The organism is Haloarchaeobius sp. HME9146 (assembly GCF_025399835.1).
GTDB lineage: Archaea > Halobacteriota > Halobacteria > Halobacteriales > Natrialbaceae > Haloarchaeobius.
Window position 1 is genome coordinate 836,596 of the sequence record NZ_JAODVR010000001.1, and the last position, 14,557, is coordinate 851,152.

The following is a 14,557-nucleotide window of genomic DNA, read 5'->3' on the forward strand; positions in this document are numbered from 1 at the left end:
CCGCAGAAACGGGGGGTATGGACGACCCCTTCGACACGATTCCGACCGCCGCGATTCGCGACGGTCGTGCGACCGACGCGTACTTCGAGCGGACCGAGTCGGCACTCGAACACGCCGGCCGGAACCCGACGGTGGTCGCGGAGGTGACGGCGGACCAGTTCCCCGACGGCGAGTTCGAACTGTTCGCCGGGCTGGAGAACGCGGCCCGCCTGCTCGAAGGCCTCGACCTCGACGCCGACGCCATCCCGGAGGGCTGCCTGTTCGACGGCGGCCCCGTGATGCGAATCGAGGGCGAGTACCTCGAGTTCGCGCGGTTCGAGACCTCGCTTTTGGGCTTCCTCTCGCAGGCGAGCGCGTTCGCCACGGCGGCCCTCGAAGCACGGCGGGCGGCCCCTGACTCGCAGGTGCTCTCCTTCGGCGCGCGTCACGTCCACCCGGCCATCGCGGCGACCGTCGAGCGGAGCGCCCTCGTGGGTGGGATGGACGGGTTCTCGCACGTCGCCGCCGGTGACCAGATTGGCCGGGAGGCCAGCGGCACGATGCCCCACGCGCTCATGATCTGCATGGGTAAGGGCGAGCAGGAAAAAGCGTGGCGGGCCTTCCACGAGTCGGTCCCCGACTCGGTCCCCCGAATCGCGCTCTGTGACACCTACACCGACGAGGTCGACGAGGTGCTTCGGGCCGTCGACGAGCTGGGGGACGACCTCGACGGGGTTCGCCTGGACACGACCGGCTCGCGTCGTGGGGACTTTCACCACATCATCCGGGAGGTCCAGTGGGAGCTGGCGGCCCGCGGCCACGAGGACGTGGACGTGTTCGTCAGCGGCGGCCTCACGCCCGAGCGCCTTCGCGAGCTTCGGGACGTGGCCGATGGCTTCGGTGTCGGCAGCTACGTCACGAACGCGAACCCGGTGGACTTCGCGCTCGACATCGTCGAGGTCGACGGCGAACCGGCGGCCAAGCGCGGCAAGCTCTCCGGGAAGAAGCAGGTGTACCGGACGGAAGACGGCGGGCACGCGGTCGGACTCGCGGCGCGACCCGGGCCGACCGACGGTCGGCCGCTGCTCGAACCGCTGCTTCGAGACGGTGAACTCGTCAGAGACTTCGACCTGGACGAAGCTCGGCGGTACGCGACGACGGACGCCGAGAGAGTCGGCTTCGAGTAAGCAGTCCGCTCCTCAGTTCGTCAGTTCTTCGATGCTGCCTTCGGGGGTACGCTCGCGGAAGATCTGTCCCTCGAACAGCGTGACGACGACGTCCTCCTGCTGCCAGGCGGTCGGAGGGAGGCCGGCCTTTCGGCAGACGCGACCGAGGTACTCCTCCTCGGACCAGCCGTGTTCGACGGGGACAGTCGGGTAGAGCCAGCCCGCGTTCGTCCCGGTGTCGATGGCGACGCCGTGTTTCCCGAGTTCCATGTCCGCGACGGGGTCGTCCGTGAGGACGACGTTGCACACAGAGCAGACCGAGACGGTGAGGTTCGATAGCTCCGACGGCGTGATCTCCGAGCCACAGGAGTCCTCGCTGGCTGCCTCGATGGCGGCGTCGACGATGACGTGCCCGAGCTGGTCGCTCGATTCGTAGCCACCCGCACAGCCTCTGAGGCTCCCACGACCCCTCGTGGATTCGAGCCGGACGAACGCGCCGGTCCGGTTGTAGAACGCATCTCGCATGCTGCCGGGCTGCTCACGGCGACCGTTGAGAACGAAGCCTTCTACCGATTCCCGCGCCAGTTCGACGGCTCGGGCCCCATCATCGTATGTCAGACGGACGCTCTGTGCCTGCGACATAGTACAGGTATGGCGATTGTCGCTCTTGAACGCTTTCGTTTCGTCTCGTGGGGAGATCGGCACCGGGGACGACGCTCTCGGAGACGGCGGAACGGGGGACGGCGGGCCGAGTCGACCGAGGTGTTTAAATGCGGGACGAGGATAGAGTCTGGTGGTAGAGAGAGCCTGGCTGCCGCGGCACGCCTTCGGGCGTGTACCCGCGTCGGGATTACCCGGCGCGTTCGCGAGGAAAGTCCCCCCACCGTCTGGGCAGGTGACCGGGCGCAAGCCCGGAGCGGGAGACCGCTGGCTCTGGAACAGAAACGAGACCCCTCTCCCCGAGCGATGACGTGTGCGAACCGACCCGAGAGGCAAGGGAGTTAACCCACAGAGCGTCGACGGGAGAGAACGGATGGAACGGCGAATCTTCACCGGTGCAAGTCCACGCCAAAGGTAGCCCGGACGAATGGTGATGGACGCTTAGCCGAATGCCGGGCCGAACAGAAGGGGGCTTACTCCTCTCTGCCGATTACTGAACCGAAAAGTGGTGACGCTGGCGCGGTGCCGGCGTGGTCCCGGGCGGTGCGCTGGCTCTGTGGTCAGTCGTCGGCAGGGTCGTCGACGTCCCCACCGTCGGGCTGCATGCCACCGGGGCCAGGGGTGGGCGTGCTGGGGCCGGTGCCGGTGGTGCCGCTGGCGCGGCCCATCCAGTTCGCGATGTTCTCCGAGACGTAGTCCTTGCCACCCCAGCCGAGTGCGATACCGACGCCGATGGCGAGTGCAGCACCGAGGCCGTAGGCGGCTGCCTGGGCGACCACGTACAGGATGGCCACGTCGAGGCCCATCGTGTCGAGACCGATGGTGAGCGCGGTGAAGTAGAGGAACAGCCGGGTCCCGGTCGCGAACAGGTTGGTGAGCCGGCCCTCCTCGGTCGCGGCCTGGGTGCGAGCGATGGTGTCACCGATGAAATCGGCGACGACGAACCCGAGGACGATGACGGCCAGCCCGGCGATGAACGCCGGCAGGTACGTCGTCGCGGTGGCGACCCACTCGGACAGCGTCTGGATGGCGAGCACCTCGGTCGCGGCGAGCAGCGTTATCGCGTAGACGAACAGTCGCGCGAGGGTGCCGAACGCACCAGAGACGGCTTTCTCCGTCCCGCCGAGCATCCGGCCGAGCGGTGTCTTCAACACCTGCTTGTCGAGTTCGACCTTGTCCGTGACGGTCGTGGTGACCCGCCCGACCACTCGGGCGATGACCCACCCGACGACTAGGATGAGGAGTGCGCCGATGACGTTCGGAAGGAAGTCGACGAAGCTCGCGAAGACGTCCTGCAATACGGTGATGTCTCCGGTCTGCAGCACGATTGCTGTGTGTGACATATCGACCGTACAATGAACGCGAGCGGATTTGGCGAATCCCTTCACAGGTAACGAAATCACGCCGACACCAGTTCGTTGGGGTGACGAACGGCCGGTTAGACGGGTCGGAACGCGGGGGCTCCGAGACGTGGTAGCGGCGGCCCGCGCATTGATATGTCCGGGTGTGGTACGAGGGGGCATATCCGGCGAGGAGGGTGCTCTGACCGGTCGGATTCCCGCTCACCGGACCCGACGAAACGATGGGTTGGCAACCGACACCGTGGGCTGATCCGCTTCTCCTCGCGACAGTCGTCTCTCTGTCCCTGGCACTGTACGCCGCGGTGTACGTCGCGACCGTCCGGCGCGACCGGCGGGTCGTCGCGTTCTTCACGCTGATGTTCGGGACGGCCGTCTGGTCGCTCGGTTACTCCTTCCAGTTCGCCAGCGACGACCTCGCCGGCAAGTTGCTCTGGCACGCCGTCCAGGTCGTCGGCCAGACCGTCGCCCCGGTCGCGCTGCTCGTGTTCGCGCTCACGTACGCGGGGCTGGACCGCTGGGTCACCCGGCGACGGCTCGCGCTGCTCGCGGTCGTCCCGCTGCTTACGGTCACGTTCGCGGTGACGAACGGCAGTGATGGTCTCCTCTGGCACTCGCCGACGATGGCCGCCCCGGCGGGTTACGAGGTGTTGCGCCTCTCGCCCGGGCCGTGGCTGGTCGTCCACGCGACGTTCTCGTATCTCGCGGTCGCGCTCGGGATGGCGATACTGATCCGACTCGTCGCCCGGTCGCGCCGGCTCTACCGCGGACAGGCGACCGCGTTGGTCGCCGGGGTGTTCGTCCCCGTCTCCGCGAACCTCGCGAACGTGAGCGGGCTGGACCCCGCGCTCGTCGACCTCACGCCCATCGCGTTCGCCGTTTCGGGGATGGCGTTCGGCCTCTCCATCTTCCGGTACCGGCTGCTCGAACTCGTCCCGGTCGCGCGGGACTCGGTCATCGAATCGATGCAGGAGGGGTACGCGTTGCTCGACACGACGGACAGGCTCATCGACGTGAACCCTGCAGGGGCTGCCCTGCTGGGCGTGGACGAGAGCAGGGACCTCGGGCGGCCGATGCGAGAGCTGGTCCCCGAGCTCGCGGCGCTGTTCGAGGGTGACGCGTCCCAGGCCGAACTCGAACTCGCCGACGGCGGACTGGTCCGGGTCACGCTCTCTTCGCTCGACGTGCGCGACCGCGGCGGCCGGTTGCTCCTCGTGAGGGCGGTCGGCGACGCACGCCGGGTCGAGCGACGCTACCAGGCGCTCATCGAGAACGCGACCGACGTGATAACCGTCCTCGACACGGACGGCACGGTCCGCTACGAGAGTCCATCGGTCCGGGCGGTGCTCGGCTTCCGACCGGAAACCGTCGAGGGGCAGTCGGTGTTCTCGCTCATCCATCCGGAGGACGAGGCCGACGTCCGGGAGATGTTCACCGACCTCGCGGAGGGCGTCGCGGACACGGTCCGGGTCGAAGCTCGGGTCCGCCACGCGGACGGCACGTGGCGGGTCCTCGAGTCTGTCGGTCGCGACCTGGTCTCGGACCCGTACGTGGAGGGTATCGTCATCAACTCGCGCGACGTGACCGACCGCAAGCGCCGCGAGCGCGAACTCGTGCGTACCAACGAGCGTCTCGACCAGTTCGCGTCCCTGGTGAGCCACGACCTCCGGAACCCCCTCAACGTCGCAGAGGGCCACCTCGACATCGCGCTGGAGACCGGCGCCGAAGATTCGCTGCACATCGTGCGCGAAGAGCACGACCGGATGCGCGACATCATCGAGGACGTGCTCGCACTGGCCCGTGACGGCAAGGCGGTGACCGACCCCGTCCCCGTCTCCATCCGGGAGGTCGCCCGAGCGGCGTGGCGCAACGTCGACACCGACGAGGCCCGACTCGTAACCGACGAGGACCTGACCGTCCCGGCGGACCGCAATCGCCTGCTCGCGCTCTTCGAGAACCTGTTCCGGAACAGTGTAGACCACGGGTCGCCACGGCCAGGCAGCGACGGGTCCGACCACGGCGACACTCCCCTGACGGTCACCGTGTCGCTGACCGGGTCGGGTTTCGCCGTCGCCGACGACGGGCCGGGCATCCTCGATGACGCCCGCGACGAGGTGTTCACGTCCGGCTACACCACCGCCGAATCGGGGACCGGTTTCGGCCTCGCCATCGTGCGGTCCATCGCCGAGGCCCACGGCTGGTCGGTCGCACTCGCACCCGACGCCGACGGCGCACGCTTCGAGTTCGAGACGGTCGGTGGCGTCAACGAGGAATGAGGTGGCCACAACTCCTTTTGACGTCCTTCTCCAGGAGTAGCCATGCCCGAACGCGACGAGGTCAACTCGGTGTTCTTCTTCGTCGTCGTCCTCGGCGTCGTCAGCGGTGCGTTCGTCGTCGCCGCCTTCCTGTTGCCGACCATCGTCGGCGCGCTCGTCAGCGGCCGCGCCCTGCTCGCGCTCTCGCTCACCTTCGTCGGGTGTGGCCTGTCCGGCCTGGCGATGCTTCCCGCCGATGGCCGCCTCGCCTCGCTGGGGACGCCACGCGTCCCCGAACAGCGACTCTCGCTGGACCGGTTCCGTGAGGGCGTCGACCCGGGAACCTTCGTCGTCGGTGCCTCGCTCCCGTTCCTGGCTGTCCTCGTCCTCCTCACCGAACGCCTCGTCACCACCGGGTCCGGTTCTCCGACGACGGCGGCCGTCGGCACCGTCACCGCGACCGTCCTCGATACTGGTGGCCCGTTCTTCCACGGGTCCATCGTGCTGTTCGTCGGCTTCGTCGCGGTCGCCGTGCTGGGTCCGTGGGGGCGCATCCGACTCGGGGGCCGCGACGCGACCCCCCAGTACTCGGTCTGGTCACTGTTCGCAATGGTGTTCTCGGCGGGCATCGCCGCCGGCATCGTCTTCTGGGGCCCCGCCGAGGCGGTCACCCACTTCGCGGCGGTCCCGCCCTTCGTGGACGCCCCGCCACAGTCCCCCGCGGCCGCCGTCGGGGCCGTCGAGTACACCCTGTTCCACTGGGGGTTCTCCGCCTGGAGCACCTACCTCGCGCTCGGACTCCCCATCGCCTACTTCGCACACAACCGTGATGCACCGCTTCGCGTCTCCTCGGTTCTCGTCCCGGTTCTCGGCGACGACGCGATCGACTATCCGGTCGGGCGACTGGTGGACGTCCTCGCCGTGTTCGCCACCATCGGGGGCGTCGCCACCACGCTCGGGTTCGTCAGCGACCAGTTCCTCACCGGTATCGAGTACCGGTGGGGCGTCGAGCTCGGGAGCGTGGAGACGCTGGTGCTCGTCGTCGGGTTCACGACCATCTTCACCGTCTCGGCCGCGACCGGCATCGACCGCGGCATCAGGCGTATCTCTCGCGTCAACGTCGCCGTCTTCGCCACGTTGCTCTGCGGGCTGCTGGTCGTCGGCCCGACCGAGACCGTCCTCGGAACCGGTGCGCGTGCGACCGGCCGCTACGCCCTCGACTTCCTCTCGCTCAGCCTCTTCCTCGGCGACGGGAGCGGCTGGGTCAGCGGCTGGACGACGTTCTACTGGGCCTGGTGGCTCTCGTGGGCCCCGTTCGTCGGCCTGTTCGTCGCCCGCGTCTCCCGTGGACACCGCATCCGGACGGTCGTGGCGACCTGTGTCGGGGCGACCACCGCGGCCACCCTCGCGTGGTTCGTCGTCCTCGGCGGGACCGCCATCGGGCTCCAGCGTTCGGGCGCGGCCGACGTCGTCGGTGTCGTCGCCGCCAGCTCCGAGGCGGTCGCCGGGTTCCCCGTGTTCGACGCCGTGCCCTTCGGAGGGATACTGGTCGCGCTGTTCCTCTTGCTCGTCATCACGTTCTTCGTCACCTCCGGCGACACCTCCACGCTCGGCGTCGCCCTGTTGACGACGCGGACGGTCGAGCCACCCGTCGCCGTCCGGGTGTTCTGGGGCGTGAGTCAGGGGGTCGTCGCTGCTGTCCTCATGCTCGTCGGCGGCGCGAGCACGCTCCAGTCCGCGGCCATCCTGACGGGTGGGCCATTCGCCGTGATCGGCGTGGTCGCGGTCGTCGGACTGGCCGCGACGCTGGTCGGGGGGAGTGACCGGACAGAACAGGCCGGGGTACCGGACTCGTCGGTCGAAGAGTAGCGGTCGGCCCTTACGCTTCGAACCCGTCCTCCCACCGGAACGTCCCGTTCCGCTGGACGACCTCGCCGTCGACTTCCATGAACGAGTCCTCGCTCATGTCGGTTATCATGTCGACGTGGACCGCGGACTGGTTGCCCTCCTCGCCCTCTGGCATGTTCGAGTCGTAGGCACGTCCGACTGCCATGTGGATGGTGTCGCCCATCTTCTCGTCGAAGAGGATGCTGTCGGTGAAGCGGTCGATACCGCGGTTCATGCCGATGCCGAGCTCGCCGAGCCGACGAGCACCGTCGTCGGTCTCCAGTATCTCCGTCAGGACGTCCTCGTTCTGGTCGGCGCTGTAGTCGACGACCTCGCCGTCCTCGAACGTGAGGTGGACGTTCCGGACCTTCTTCCCGCGGAAGGTCATCGGCACGTCGAAGAACACCTCGCCCTCGGTGTCGTAGGGAGCCGTGAACACCTCGCCGCTGGGCAGGTTGTGCGAGTCGTAGCGGACCGACGCCGCGGAGTTCACCGCGATGCGGTCCTCGATGGACATCGTGATGTCGGTGTCCTTCTTGACGACGCGGACCTCGCTCCCCTCGTCGAGGATGTCCTTCATCTTCGCCATCTCCCCGGCGAGGGCCTCCCAGTCGCGAAGCACCGCGTCGTAGACGAAGTCCTGGTACTCCTCGTAGGCCATCCCGGCCTGCTGGGCCAGCGACCGGGTCGGGTGGACGGTCGAGACCCAGTCCGTCTCCATGTACGCCTCGCGAATCTGCTGGGACGCCTTCGACTTCGCCTGGCGCTTCTCGCCCGGCACGTCTGCCGAGGCGCTGGTGTTCCGCCCACCGCCCAGCGACAGCGCCACGTCGGCGTTCTCGACCAGTGCGAGCTCGTGGGCCGGGTCGTCCTCGAAGTCGCCGTCGTGTGCCTTCATGTACGCGCGGCTCACCTCGCCGGAGCTGTACATCGTCGCCATGTTCGCACCGCGTTCACCGAGCTTCTCGGCGACCGCGACGGCGAGTTCGTGTGTGCCCTCGCTGACGCTGACGAGGACGTTATCTCCCGCTTCTACCTGCGCGCTCCAGTCGACGAGGACCTCGGCGTGCTCGTGAATCCGGTCGTCCATACGTCGACCGAGGAGCGTCCCTTACAAAATTTGCCCGAAGTGGTGACCGCCTCAGCCCGCCCACTCACCCGGGACGTCGTCACCGACCTGTGACCGCCAGCGCTCGAATCGCTCTGCACACTCGGGGACGTGCTCGACGTGGTCGATGAACCCCGCGCCGCCGTCCGAGACCGGCCCCCCGCAGAACGGACAGCGCTCGGGGTCGTCCCAGACCCGCTCGTCGCGCTGGGTGAACTGGAGACTCATAGGCGGAGGTACGGTCGCAGTGAGAATGAGGCTTCGTTACTTCTTACTGACGCGATACCGGCCACCGACCTCGTTGGTGTTCAGCTGGTCGGCGCGTTTCTTGGCCGATTTCCGGTCCTCGAAGGGACCCTCGAACTCGTGTCCGTCCACTACCACGTAGTAGTCTACCATCGTCGCCGTGTATATCATGGCGAGGGTTAAGACTGTCACGGTATGGTATGTCGTGCCGAGGTGTCAGTGTGGCGACTGTCGGTTATGGGGTTAGGGCTGGGGCGGATTAAGGCTGGGAGGGCCGGGGCGGATTCAGGTTGAGAGGGCTGAGGTGGGAGGGCTGGGGCGGATTCGAACCACGGTCGCTCCGCCTCGCTACGCTCCCTGGTTCGAATCCTTCCAGATTATGAATTTGCGGCTCACTGCCGTTCGCCGCAAAATTAGTGGGCTGGGGCGGATTCGAACCGCAGTCACTCCGCTTCGCTCCGTTCCTTGCTTAGAATCCGCCCGCTATCGATTCGTTCCTCACGTCCGTTCGTCACAGAATCGATGGGCTGGGGCGGATTCGAACCGCCGATTTTCTCCGTGTAAAGGAGATGTCATAACCAACTAGACCACCAGCCCGCACCCAAGAGTATCCAGCGGGCCGGAATAACGCTTACCTTTTCCTGCAGAACCCGCTATGAGGAGTGTGGACAGAGAGCGCGCCCTGAACCTCGCCCTGGTGGTCCTGTTCGTCGCACTCGCCGGTGCCCTCGTCTACTACGCCGGCTTCCTCGAACTGCCCGGCGAGGACCAGTACGACACCGGTACTGCGGTCGTGACCGACGAGAACGGCACGCGACTGGCGACCATCAGCGTCGAGGTCGCGGACACCAGAGAGGAGCAGTACACCGGCCTGAGCAACCACGATTCGCTCGCCGACGGCAACGGGATGTGGTTCGTCTACGACCAGGAACGCCAGATGACGTTCGTGATGCGCCGCATGGACTTCCCCATCGACATCGTCTACGTGGGGTCTGATGGCCGCATCACCAGCATCCACCACATGCCCGCGCCGGAGCCAGGGCAGGACGGGAACGACATCAAGGCTCCCGGCCGTGGGCAGTACGTGCTGGAGGTCCCGCGGGGGTACACCAACGAGACCGGCATCGATGTCGGTGACCACGTCGAGGTCTCCTACGACTGATCTGGCCTGACGAGACCACAACGCCTACGCAGGACCGGCGAGGAGGTCCGGTATGGCAGACGCAGTCGCGGAACTGGCGCGTCTCGACGGCTGGCAGGCCGACGACTACGCCGCCCGTGTGCATTACGAGGGAGCTGGCGACCGCTACAGCATCGAATATTACGAACCGAGTGAGTGTGTGGTGTACTGGAAGGTGAAAGGCGACGGGCAGACCGCGGTTCCGGTCGGGCGGAACACGGTGCCCGACCCGCTCCGGACGCGAATCCGCGAGGATTTAGCCGACGCGGGCGTCGACCCCGAGATCGAAGGGCGGCAACTCTAGGGACGCCGCTAACGACTCGTTCTCCCCGGTCTTCTGGTGGGTCTCACTGGTAATCGGTTCATACCTATACCCTCCTGAGGGTTCTAGTGTCTCATGGTGACAGGGCTCGAAGACGACGTATTCTGCGCTGAGTGTGGCCGGCTGGTGTTCGACGGCTCGGGGTTCTTTCGTGCTTGCGAGACGGCTGGATTCGAAGGCGAGGCGATGGCATCGAACGTCGCGGCTGACGGCCTGGCCGCGCTTGCGGGGTCGGTCTTGCTCCTGAACACGGCCCCGGTGGGTACCGAGACGGTCGACGGCGGCGACTACGTGGTCGCCCCCCGGTTCGTCGAGGGGGACGGACAGGTGTTCTGCTCGCCGGAGTGCCAGGCCGATCATTCTCGATAAGGCATCTCATCACAATCCGGTTCCTGCCGTCGAAACCCCGTCGCCGGGTCGGGTCCCTTGACCTGTCGGAAGCGAGAGTGGCGGCAACTGTTTCGATTCGTAACAAGCCTTTTCAATTCGAGTCCCTAGCGAGAGAACAATGGAACTTTCAGGGGAAGACGACGACCCGTTCGAGGAACAACGGGAACAGGCGGAGAACGCCATGACACGCTTGTTCCTCGAATACGGGTCCGAGAACAAGTTCGCGTTCACCCTCGGGCTGGTCTCCAGCATCGTCGCCCGACTGCTGGACCTCATCCCGACGGTCATGTTGACACTGGCGATCGACTCCATCTTCCGCGACGACCAGGCGTTCACGCTCCTGTTCGTCCCCGATGCGTGGCTCCCACAGACCGAGACCGGACAACTCTGGCTCTCTGCGGGACTCATCGCTTTCGGGTTCTTCGGCGGGGCCGCGTTCCACTGGATGCGCAACTGGGGGTGGAACTCCTTCGCCCAGCACATCCAGCACGACATCCGGACGGACACCTACGACAAGATGCAGCGACTGAACATGGACTTCTTCGCCGACAAGCAGACCGGCGAGATGATGTCCATCCTCTCGAACGACGTGAACCGTCTGGAGCGGTTCCTCAACGAGGGGATGAACTCCACCTTCCGGCTCTCGGTGATGGTCCTCGGCATCGCCGGTATCCTCTTCTTCTGGAACTGGCAACTCGCCATCGTCACCGTCGGCGTGGTCCCCCTCATCGCGCTGTTCACCTACAAGTTCGTCCAGACCATCCAGCCGAAGTACGCCGACGTCCGGTCGTCGGTCGGGAAGCTGAACTCGCGCCTGGAGAACAACCTCGGCGGCGTCCAGGTCATCAAGACCTCGAACACCGAGGACTACGAGTCCGACCGCGTCGACGACGTGTCCCACGACTACTTCGACGCGAACTGGGACGCCATCGACACCCGCATCAAGTTCTTCCCGGGCCTGCGCGTGCTCGCGGGCGTCGGCTACATGATCACCTTCCTCATCGGTGGCCTGTGGGTGTTCGCCAGCGCGAACGGGAACCCCGCGCCGGGGCCGTTCACCGGCACCCTCACCGTCGGCGAGTTCACCGGGTTTATCCTGCTCTCTCAGCAGTTCATCTGGCCGATGGCCCAGTTCGGGATGATCATCAACATGTACCAGCGTGCCCGTGCCTCCGCCGAGCGCATCTTCGGGCTGATGGACGAGCCCTCGCGCATCGAGGAGGACCCCAACGCCGAGGACCTGGTCGTCGAGGACGGCGACGTGGTGTACGACGAAGTGACCTTCGGGTACGACGAGGAGGAGACCATCATCGATGAGGTCTCCTTCGAGGTCGACGGCGGCGAGACGCTCGCGCTCGTCGGGCCGACCGGGGCCGGGAAGTCGACGGTCCTCAAACTCCTGCTCCGGATGTACGACGTGAACGATGGCTCCATCTCCATCGACGGGCAGGACCTCCGCGACGTGACCATCCAGAGCCTGCGCAAGCACATCGGCTACGTCTCTCAGGATACGTTCCTGTTCTACGGGACGGTCGAGGAGAACATCACCTACGGGACGTTCGGTGCCTCCCGCGAGGAGGTCATCGAGGCGGCACGGATGGCCGAGGCCCACGACTTCATCCAGAACCTTCCCGACGGCTACGACACCGAGGTCGGGGAGCGTGGGGTCAAGCTCTCGGGTGGCCAGCGCCAGCGGCTCTCCATCGCCCGGGCCATCCTCAAGGACCCCGAGATACTGGTGCTGGACGAGGCGACGTCCGACGTGGACACGGAGACGGAGATGCTCATCCAGCGCTCCATCGACGAGCTCGCGGCGGACCGGACGACGTTCGCCATCGCGCACCGGCTCTCGACCATCAAGGACGCGGACACCATCCTCGTCCTCGAAGACGGGCGCATCAAGGAGCGTGGCACCCACGAGGAACTGCTCGGGAACGACGACCTGTACGCCCACCTCTGGGGCGTGCAGGCCGGCGAGATAGACGAGCTCCCCCAGGAGTTCATCGAGCGCGCCCAGCAGCGCCAGGCCCGGACCGAGGTCAACGACGACTGACCGACTACCGCCAGGCCGCCAGGTCGACGACGCTGTCGGCGTCGGCGGTCAACCACGTGGTCGACACGTCGGCGTCGGCCACCTCGAGCGGGAAGAACGTCACCTCGACGCCGCCGTCCGTCGGCTCTGCAACGGCAGCCAGGTCGCCCCCGTCGCTTCTCTCGGCTTCGTCCCCCTGTCTCGCATCGACGTCGTGCATGGATTCTCCCGGCATGTCTCTTACCTGTCGTCCGGAATGGACGACCTGTCGGATAGTTCGTCGAGATAGTATAAAAACTCGCAGTCATGGTCTCGACGGCTGAGAATCGGGCAGGCATAGCTTCAAATCCTGACACTGCTAATTAATACAAAATGCTACAAGAACGTGGCTCGGAGCTGGCGGACTACTGCGAACGGCGGGCCGGGGAGTACCACCGTGGCACGTTGGTGTACGACGACGACGGGTTCGAGCTGGTCCGTGTGCGCGACGACCTCCATCACCTGTTCGGTGCGGACGTCGTCGGCAAGGTCGTGGCTCATCTCCGACATCTGCACCGGCTTGAGGACGAGCGACCAGAGATTCCCGGGTTAGGCGAGTTCGAGTCCGGGGTGTACGCCTTCGCGGAGAGCATCGTGATCCACTTCGCGCTCGACGACGGGCAGGGCGTCGTCGTCGCCCTCGACCCCGAGGCGGGGAGTCAGTTGATGGGCTTCGTTCGCGAATGCCGACAGGTGTTGCAGTCCATGTCGACCGCGTAGACCGGTGCGAGGGGCCAGCACGCTCCGTGCGACCGCCGTCTGGTGGTTTGTCTTAATCGTGTGAGAATATACAATGGTATATAATCACTTAGTAATCCTCCTAATATCTGCAGACATAGATTCATATGTCTCTATTCCAGACTTCTACGTGAACATGTCCAGCGCCCCTGACACCTCGACACCAACGTGGAGCAACCCGAACGTCTGCCCGTTCTGCGGGACCGAACTCGCCGACCCCGGCGCAGGGTTCGTCGACCACCTCACCGACAGTAACGACTGTAAGGACGGGTTCGAGATGTGGCGCGGCAACATCGCCGACGACATCGCTGGCGGCTGGTCCGGGTAATCGCGATTCGGTCGACGGCGGTTCTCTTCTTCACTTCTCTTCTGTATCTCTCCGCCACACGTCCAGCCATCGGCCCGGTCGGCTGGGCCAGCGAACGGTGCCCTGAATAGCCGGCCGGCCGTGGCCCGAGGTATGCACCTTTCCGAGGCGACCTGGACGGACGTCCGCGACGTCGAGAGCGACGTGGCCATCCTCCCGGTCGGCAGTACCGAACAGCACGGTCCGCACGCCCCGCTCGGAACCGACGCCCTGAGTGCCGCGGAGATCGCCGCACGCGCCGAAGAACGAGCCGACGAGGAGATAGTCGTCGCCCCCGTCGTCAGCGTCGGTGTCGCCGAGGAACACCGCCACTTCGACGGGACGCTGTGGGTCTCCGACGACACCTTCCGGGCGTACGTCTGCGAGACAATCGAGAGTCTCGCCCACCACGGGTTCGAACGAATCGCGGTCGTGAACGGGCACGGCGGGAACGCGGCCGCAGTGCGAGAGGTCTGTGCGCGGGTGACCCGCGACGAGACGGCGTACGCGGTCCCCTACACGTGGTTCGACACGGTCGACAGCGACCTGCTGGCGAACCTCGGCCACGGTGGGCCCATCGAGACGAGCGTCGTGCAGGCCATCGACGCCTCGCTCGTCCACGAGGACCGCTTCGAGGAGGCCGCAGCCGGCGCTGGTGAGCGCTTCGGTGAGTGGGTGTCGGGCGTGAACATCGCCTACGACTTCGCCGAGTTCGCCGAAAGTGGAAACGTCAAGGACCCGAGCGACGCCAGCGCCGAGCACGGCGAGGCGGTGCTCGACGACGCGGTGGCGAAGCTACTCGACCTGCTGGACGCGATAGCTGACCGCTAGCGACCTGGTGGGAGACCGGG

General features: G+C 66.2%; 16 protein-coding genes, 1 tRNA gene and 1 other RNA gene. 11 read left to right on the plus strand and 7 right to left on the minus strand.

Annotation, left to right across the window (positions count from 1 at the left end):
- Positions 1-17 precede the first annotated feature (17 nt).
- The gene (locus N6C22_RS04310) at positions 18-1,166 is read left to right on the plus strand and encodes a nicotinate phosphoribosyltransferase (RefSeq protein WP_261649662.1); all 1,149 of its coding nucleotides are present in this window, start codon (positions 18-20) and stop codon (positions 1,164-1,166) included.
- Between the two features lie 12 nt (positions 1,167-1,178).
- On the opposite strand, the gene N6C22_RS04315 is transcribed toward N6C22_RS04310, so the two are convergent.
- A complete protein-coding gene (locus N6C22_RS04315) occupies positions 1,179-1,787 on the minus strand; it encodes a TIGR00296 family protein (protein ID WP_261649664.1) in 609 nt (202 codons plus the stop codon).
- A 153-nt stretch (positions 1,788-1,940) separates the two neighbouring features.
- On the opposite strand from N6C22_RS04315, the gene rnpB reads away from it, so the two are divergent.
- Positions 1,941-2,293: RNase P RNA component (gene rnpB, locus N6C22_RS04320), an RNA gene on the plus strand.
- Positions 2,294-2,365: 72 nt separating this feature from the next.
- On the opposite strand, the gene N6C22_RS04325 is transcribed toward rnpB, so the two are convergent.
- Positions 2,366-3,148 carry a hypothetical protein gene (locus N6C22_RS04325; protein ID WP_261649666.1) on the minus strand — a complete coding sequence of 261 codons (783 nt, stop codon included), beginning with the start codon at positions 3,146-3,148 and terminating at the stop codon, positions 2,366-2,368.
- A gap of 239 nt (positions 3,149-3,387) precedes the next feature.
- On the opposite strand from N6C22_RS04325, the gene N6C22_RS04330 reads away from it, so the two are divergent.
- Positions 3,388-5,439, plus strand: a complete 2,052-nt coding sequence (locus N6C22_RS04330) for a histidine kinase N-terminal 7TM domain-containing protein (protein WP_261649668.1) — start codon at positions 3,388-3,390, stop codon at positions 5,437-5,439.
- A 42-nt stretch (positions 5,440-5,481) separates the two neighbouring features.
- On the plus strand, positions 5,482-7,287 hold the full coding sequence (locus N6C22_RS04335) for a BCCT family transporter (protein ID WP_261649670.1): 1,806 nt from the start codon (positions 5,482-5,484) through the stop codon (positions 7,285-7,287).
- A gap of 10 nt (positions 7,288-7,297) precedes the next feature.
- Here the strand turns inward: N6C22_RS04335 and N6C22_RS04340 are convergent, their stop codons facing one another.
- The 4 genes from N6C22_RS04340 to N6C22_RS04355 form a co-directional block, all read right to left on the minus strand.
- The gene (locus N6C22_RS04340) at positions 7,298-8,395 is read right to left on the minus strand and encodes an aminopeptidase (RefSeq protein ID WP_261649672.1); all 1,098 of its coding nucleotides are present in this window, start codon (positions 8,393-8,395) and stop codon (positions 7,298-7,300) included.
- 51 nt (positions 8,396-8,446) lie between these two features.
- Positions 8,447-8,641 carry a hypothetical protein gene (locus tag N6C22_RS04345; protein ID WP_261649674.1) on the minus strand — a complete coding sequence of 65 codons (195 nt, stop codon included), beginning with the start codon at positions 8,639-8,641 and terminating at the stop codon, positions 8,447-8,449.
- Between the two features lie 36 nt (positions 8,642-8,677).
- Positions 8,678-8,851, minus strand: coding sequence for a hypothetical protein (locus N6C22_RS04350; RefSeq protein WP_261649676.1), 174 nt, complete (start codon positions 8,849-8,851; stop codon positions 8,678-8,680).
- Positions 8,852-9,182: 331 nt separating this feature from the next.
- Positions 9,183-9,256, minus strand: a tRNA-Val gene (locus N6C22_RS04355).
- A 58-nt stretch (positions 9,257-9,314) separates the two neighbouring features.
- Here N6C22_RS04355 and N6C22_RS04360 point away from each other — a divergent pair.
- The 4 genes from N6C22_RS04360 (at position 9,315) to N6C22_RS04375 (ending at position 12,604) form a co-directional block, all read left to right on the plus strand.
- A complete protein-coding gene (locus tag N6C22_RS04360; protein ID WP_261649678.1) occupies positions 9,315-9,821 on the plus strand; it encodes a DUF192 domain-containing protein in 507 nt (168 codons plus the stop codon).
- Between the two features lie 52 nt (positions 9,822-9,873).
- Positions 9,874-10,143, plus strand: coding sequence for a hypothetical protein (locus N6C22_RS04365; protein ID WP_261649680.1), 270 nt, complete (start codon positions 9,874-9,876; stop codon positions 10,141-10,143).
- A gap of 93 nt (positions 10,144-10,236) precedes the next feature.
- Positions 10,237-10,530, plus strand: coding sequence for a hypothetical protein (locus tag N6C22_RS04370; protein WP_261649682.1), 294 nt, complete (start codon positions 10,237-10,239; stop codon positions 10,528-10,530).
- Positions 10,531-10,669: 139 nt separating this feature from the next.
- Positions 10,670-12,604, plus strand: a complete 1,935-nt coding sequence (locus N6C22_RS04375) for an ABC transporter ATP-binding protein (protein WP_261649683.1) — start codon at positions 10,670-10,672, stop codon at positions 12,602-12,604.
- Positions 12,605-12,608: 4 nt separating this feature from the next.
- On the opposite strand, the gene N6C22_RS04380 is transcribed toward N6C22_RS04375, so the two are convergent.
- A complete protein-coding gene (locus N6C22_RS04380) occupies positions 12,609-12,803 on the minus strand; it encodes a hypothetical protein (protein ID WP_261649685.1) in 195 nt (64 codons plus the stop codon).
- Positions 12,804-12,955: 152 nt separating this feature from the next.
- Between N6C22_RS04380 and N6C22_RS04385 the strand changes: the two genes are divergently transcribed.
- The 3 genes from N6C22_RS04385 (at position 12,956) to N6C22_RS04395 (ending at position 14,537) form a co-directional block, all read left to right on the plus strand.
- Positions 12,956-13,342, plus strand: a complete 387-nt coding sequence (locus N6C22_RS04385) for a hypothetical protein (RefSeq protein ID WP_261649686.1) — start codon at positions 12,956-12,958, stop codon at positions 13,340-13,342.
- Positions 13,343-13,496: 154 nt separating this feature from the next.
- Positions 13,497-13,688 carry a hypothetical protein gene (locus tag N6C22_RS04390; protein ID WP_261649688.1) on the plus strand — a complete coding sequence of 64 codons (192 nt, stop codon included), beginning with the start codon at positions 13,497-13,499 and terminating at the stop codon, positions 13,686-13,688.
- Positions 13,689-13,820: 132 nt separating this feature from the next.
- Entirely contained in the window at positions 13,821-14,537 is a 717-nt protein-coding gene (locus N6C22_RS04395; protein WP_261649689.1) for a creatininase family protein, read from the plus strand.
- Positions 14,538-14,557 lie beyond the last annotated feature (20 nt).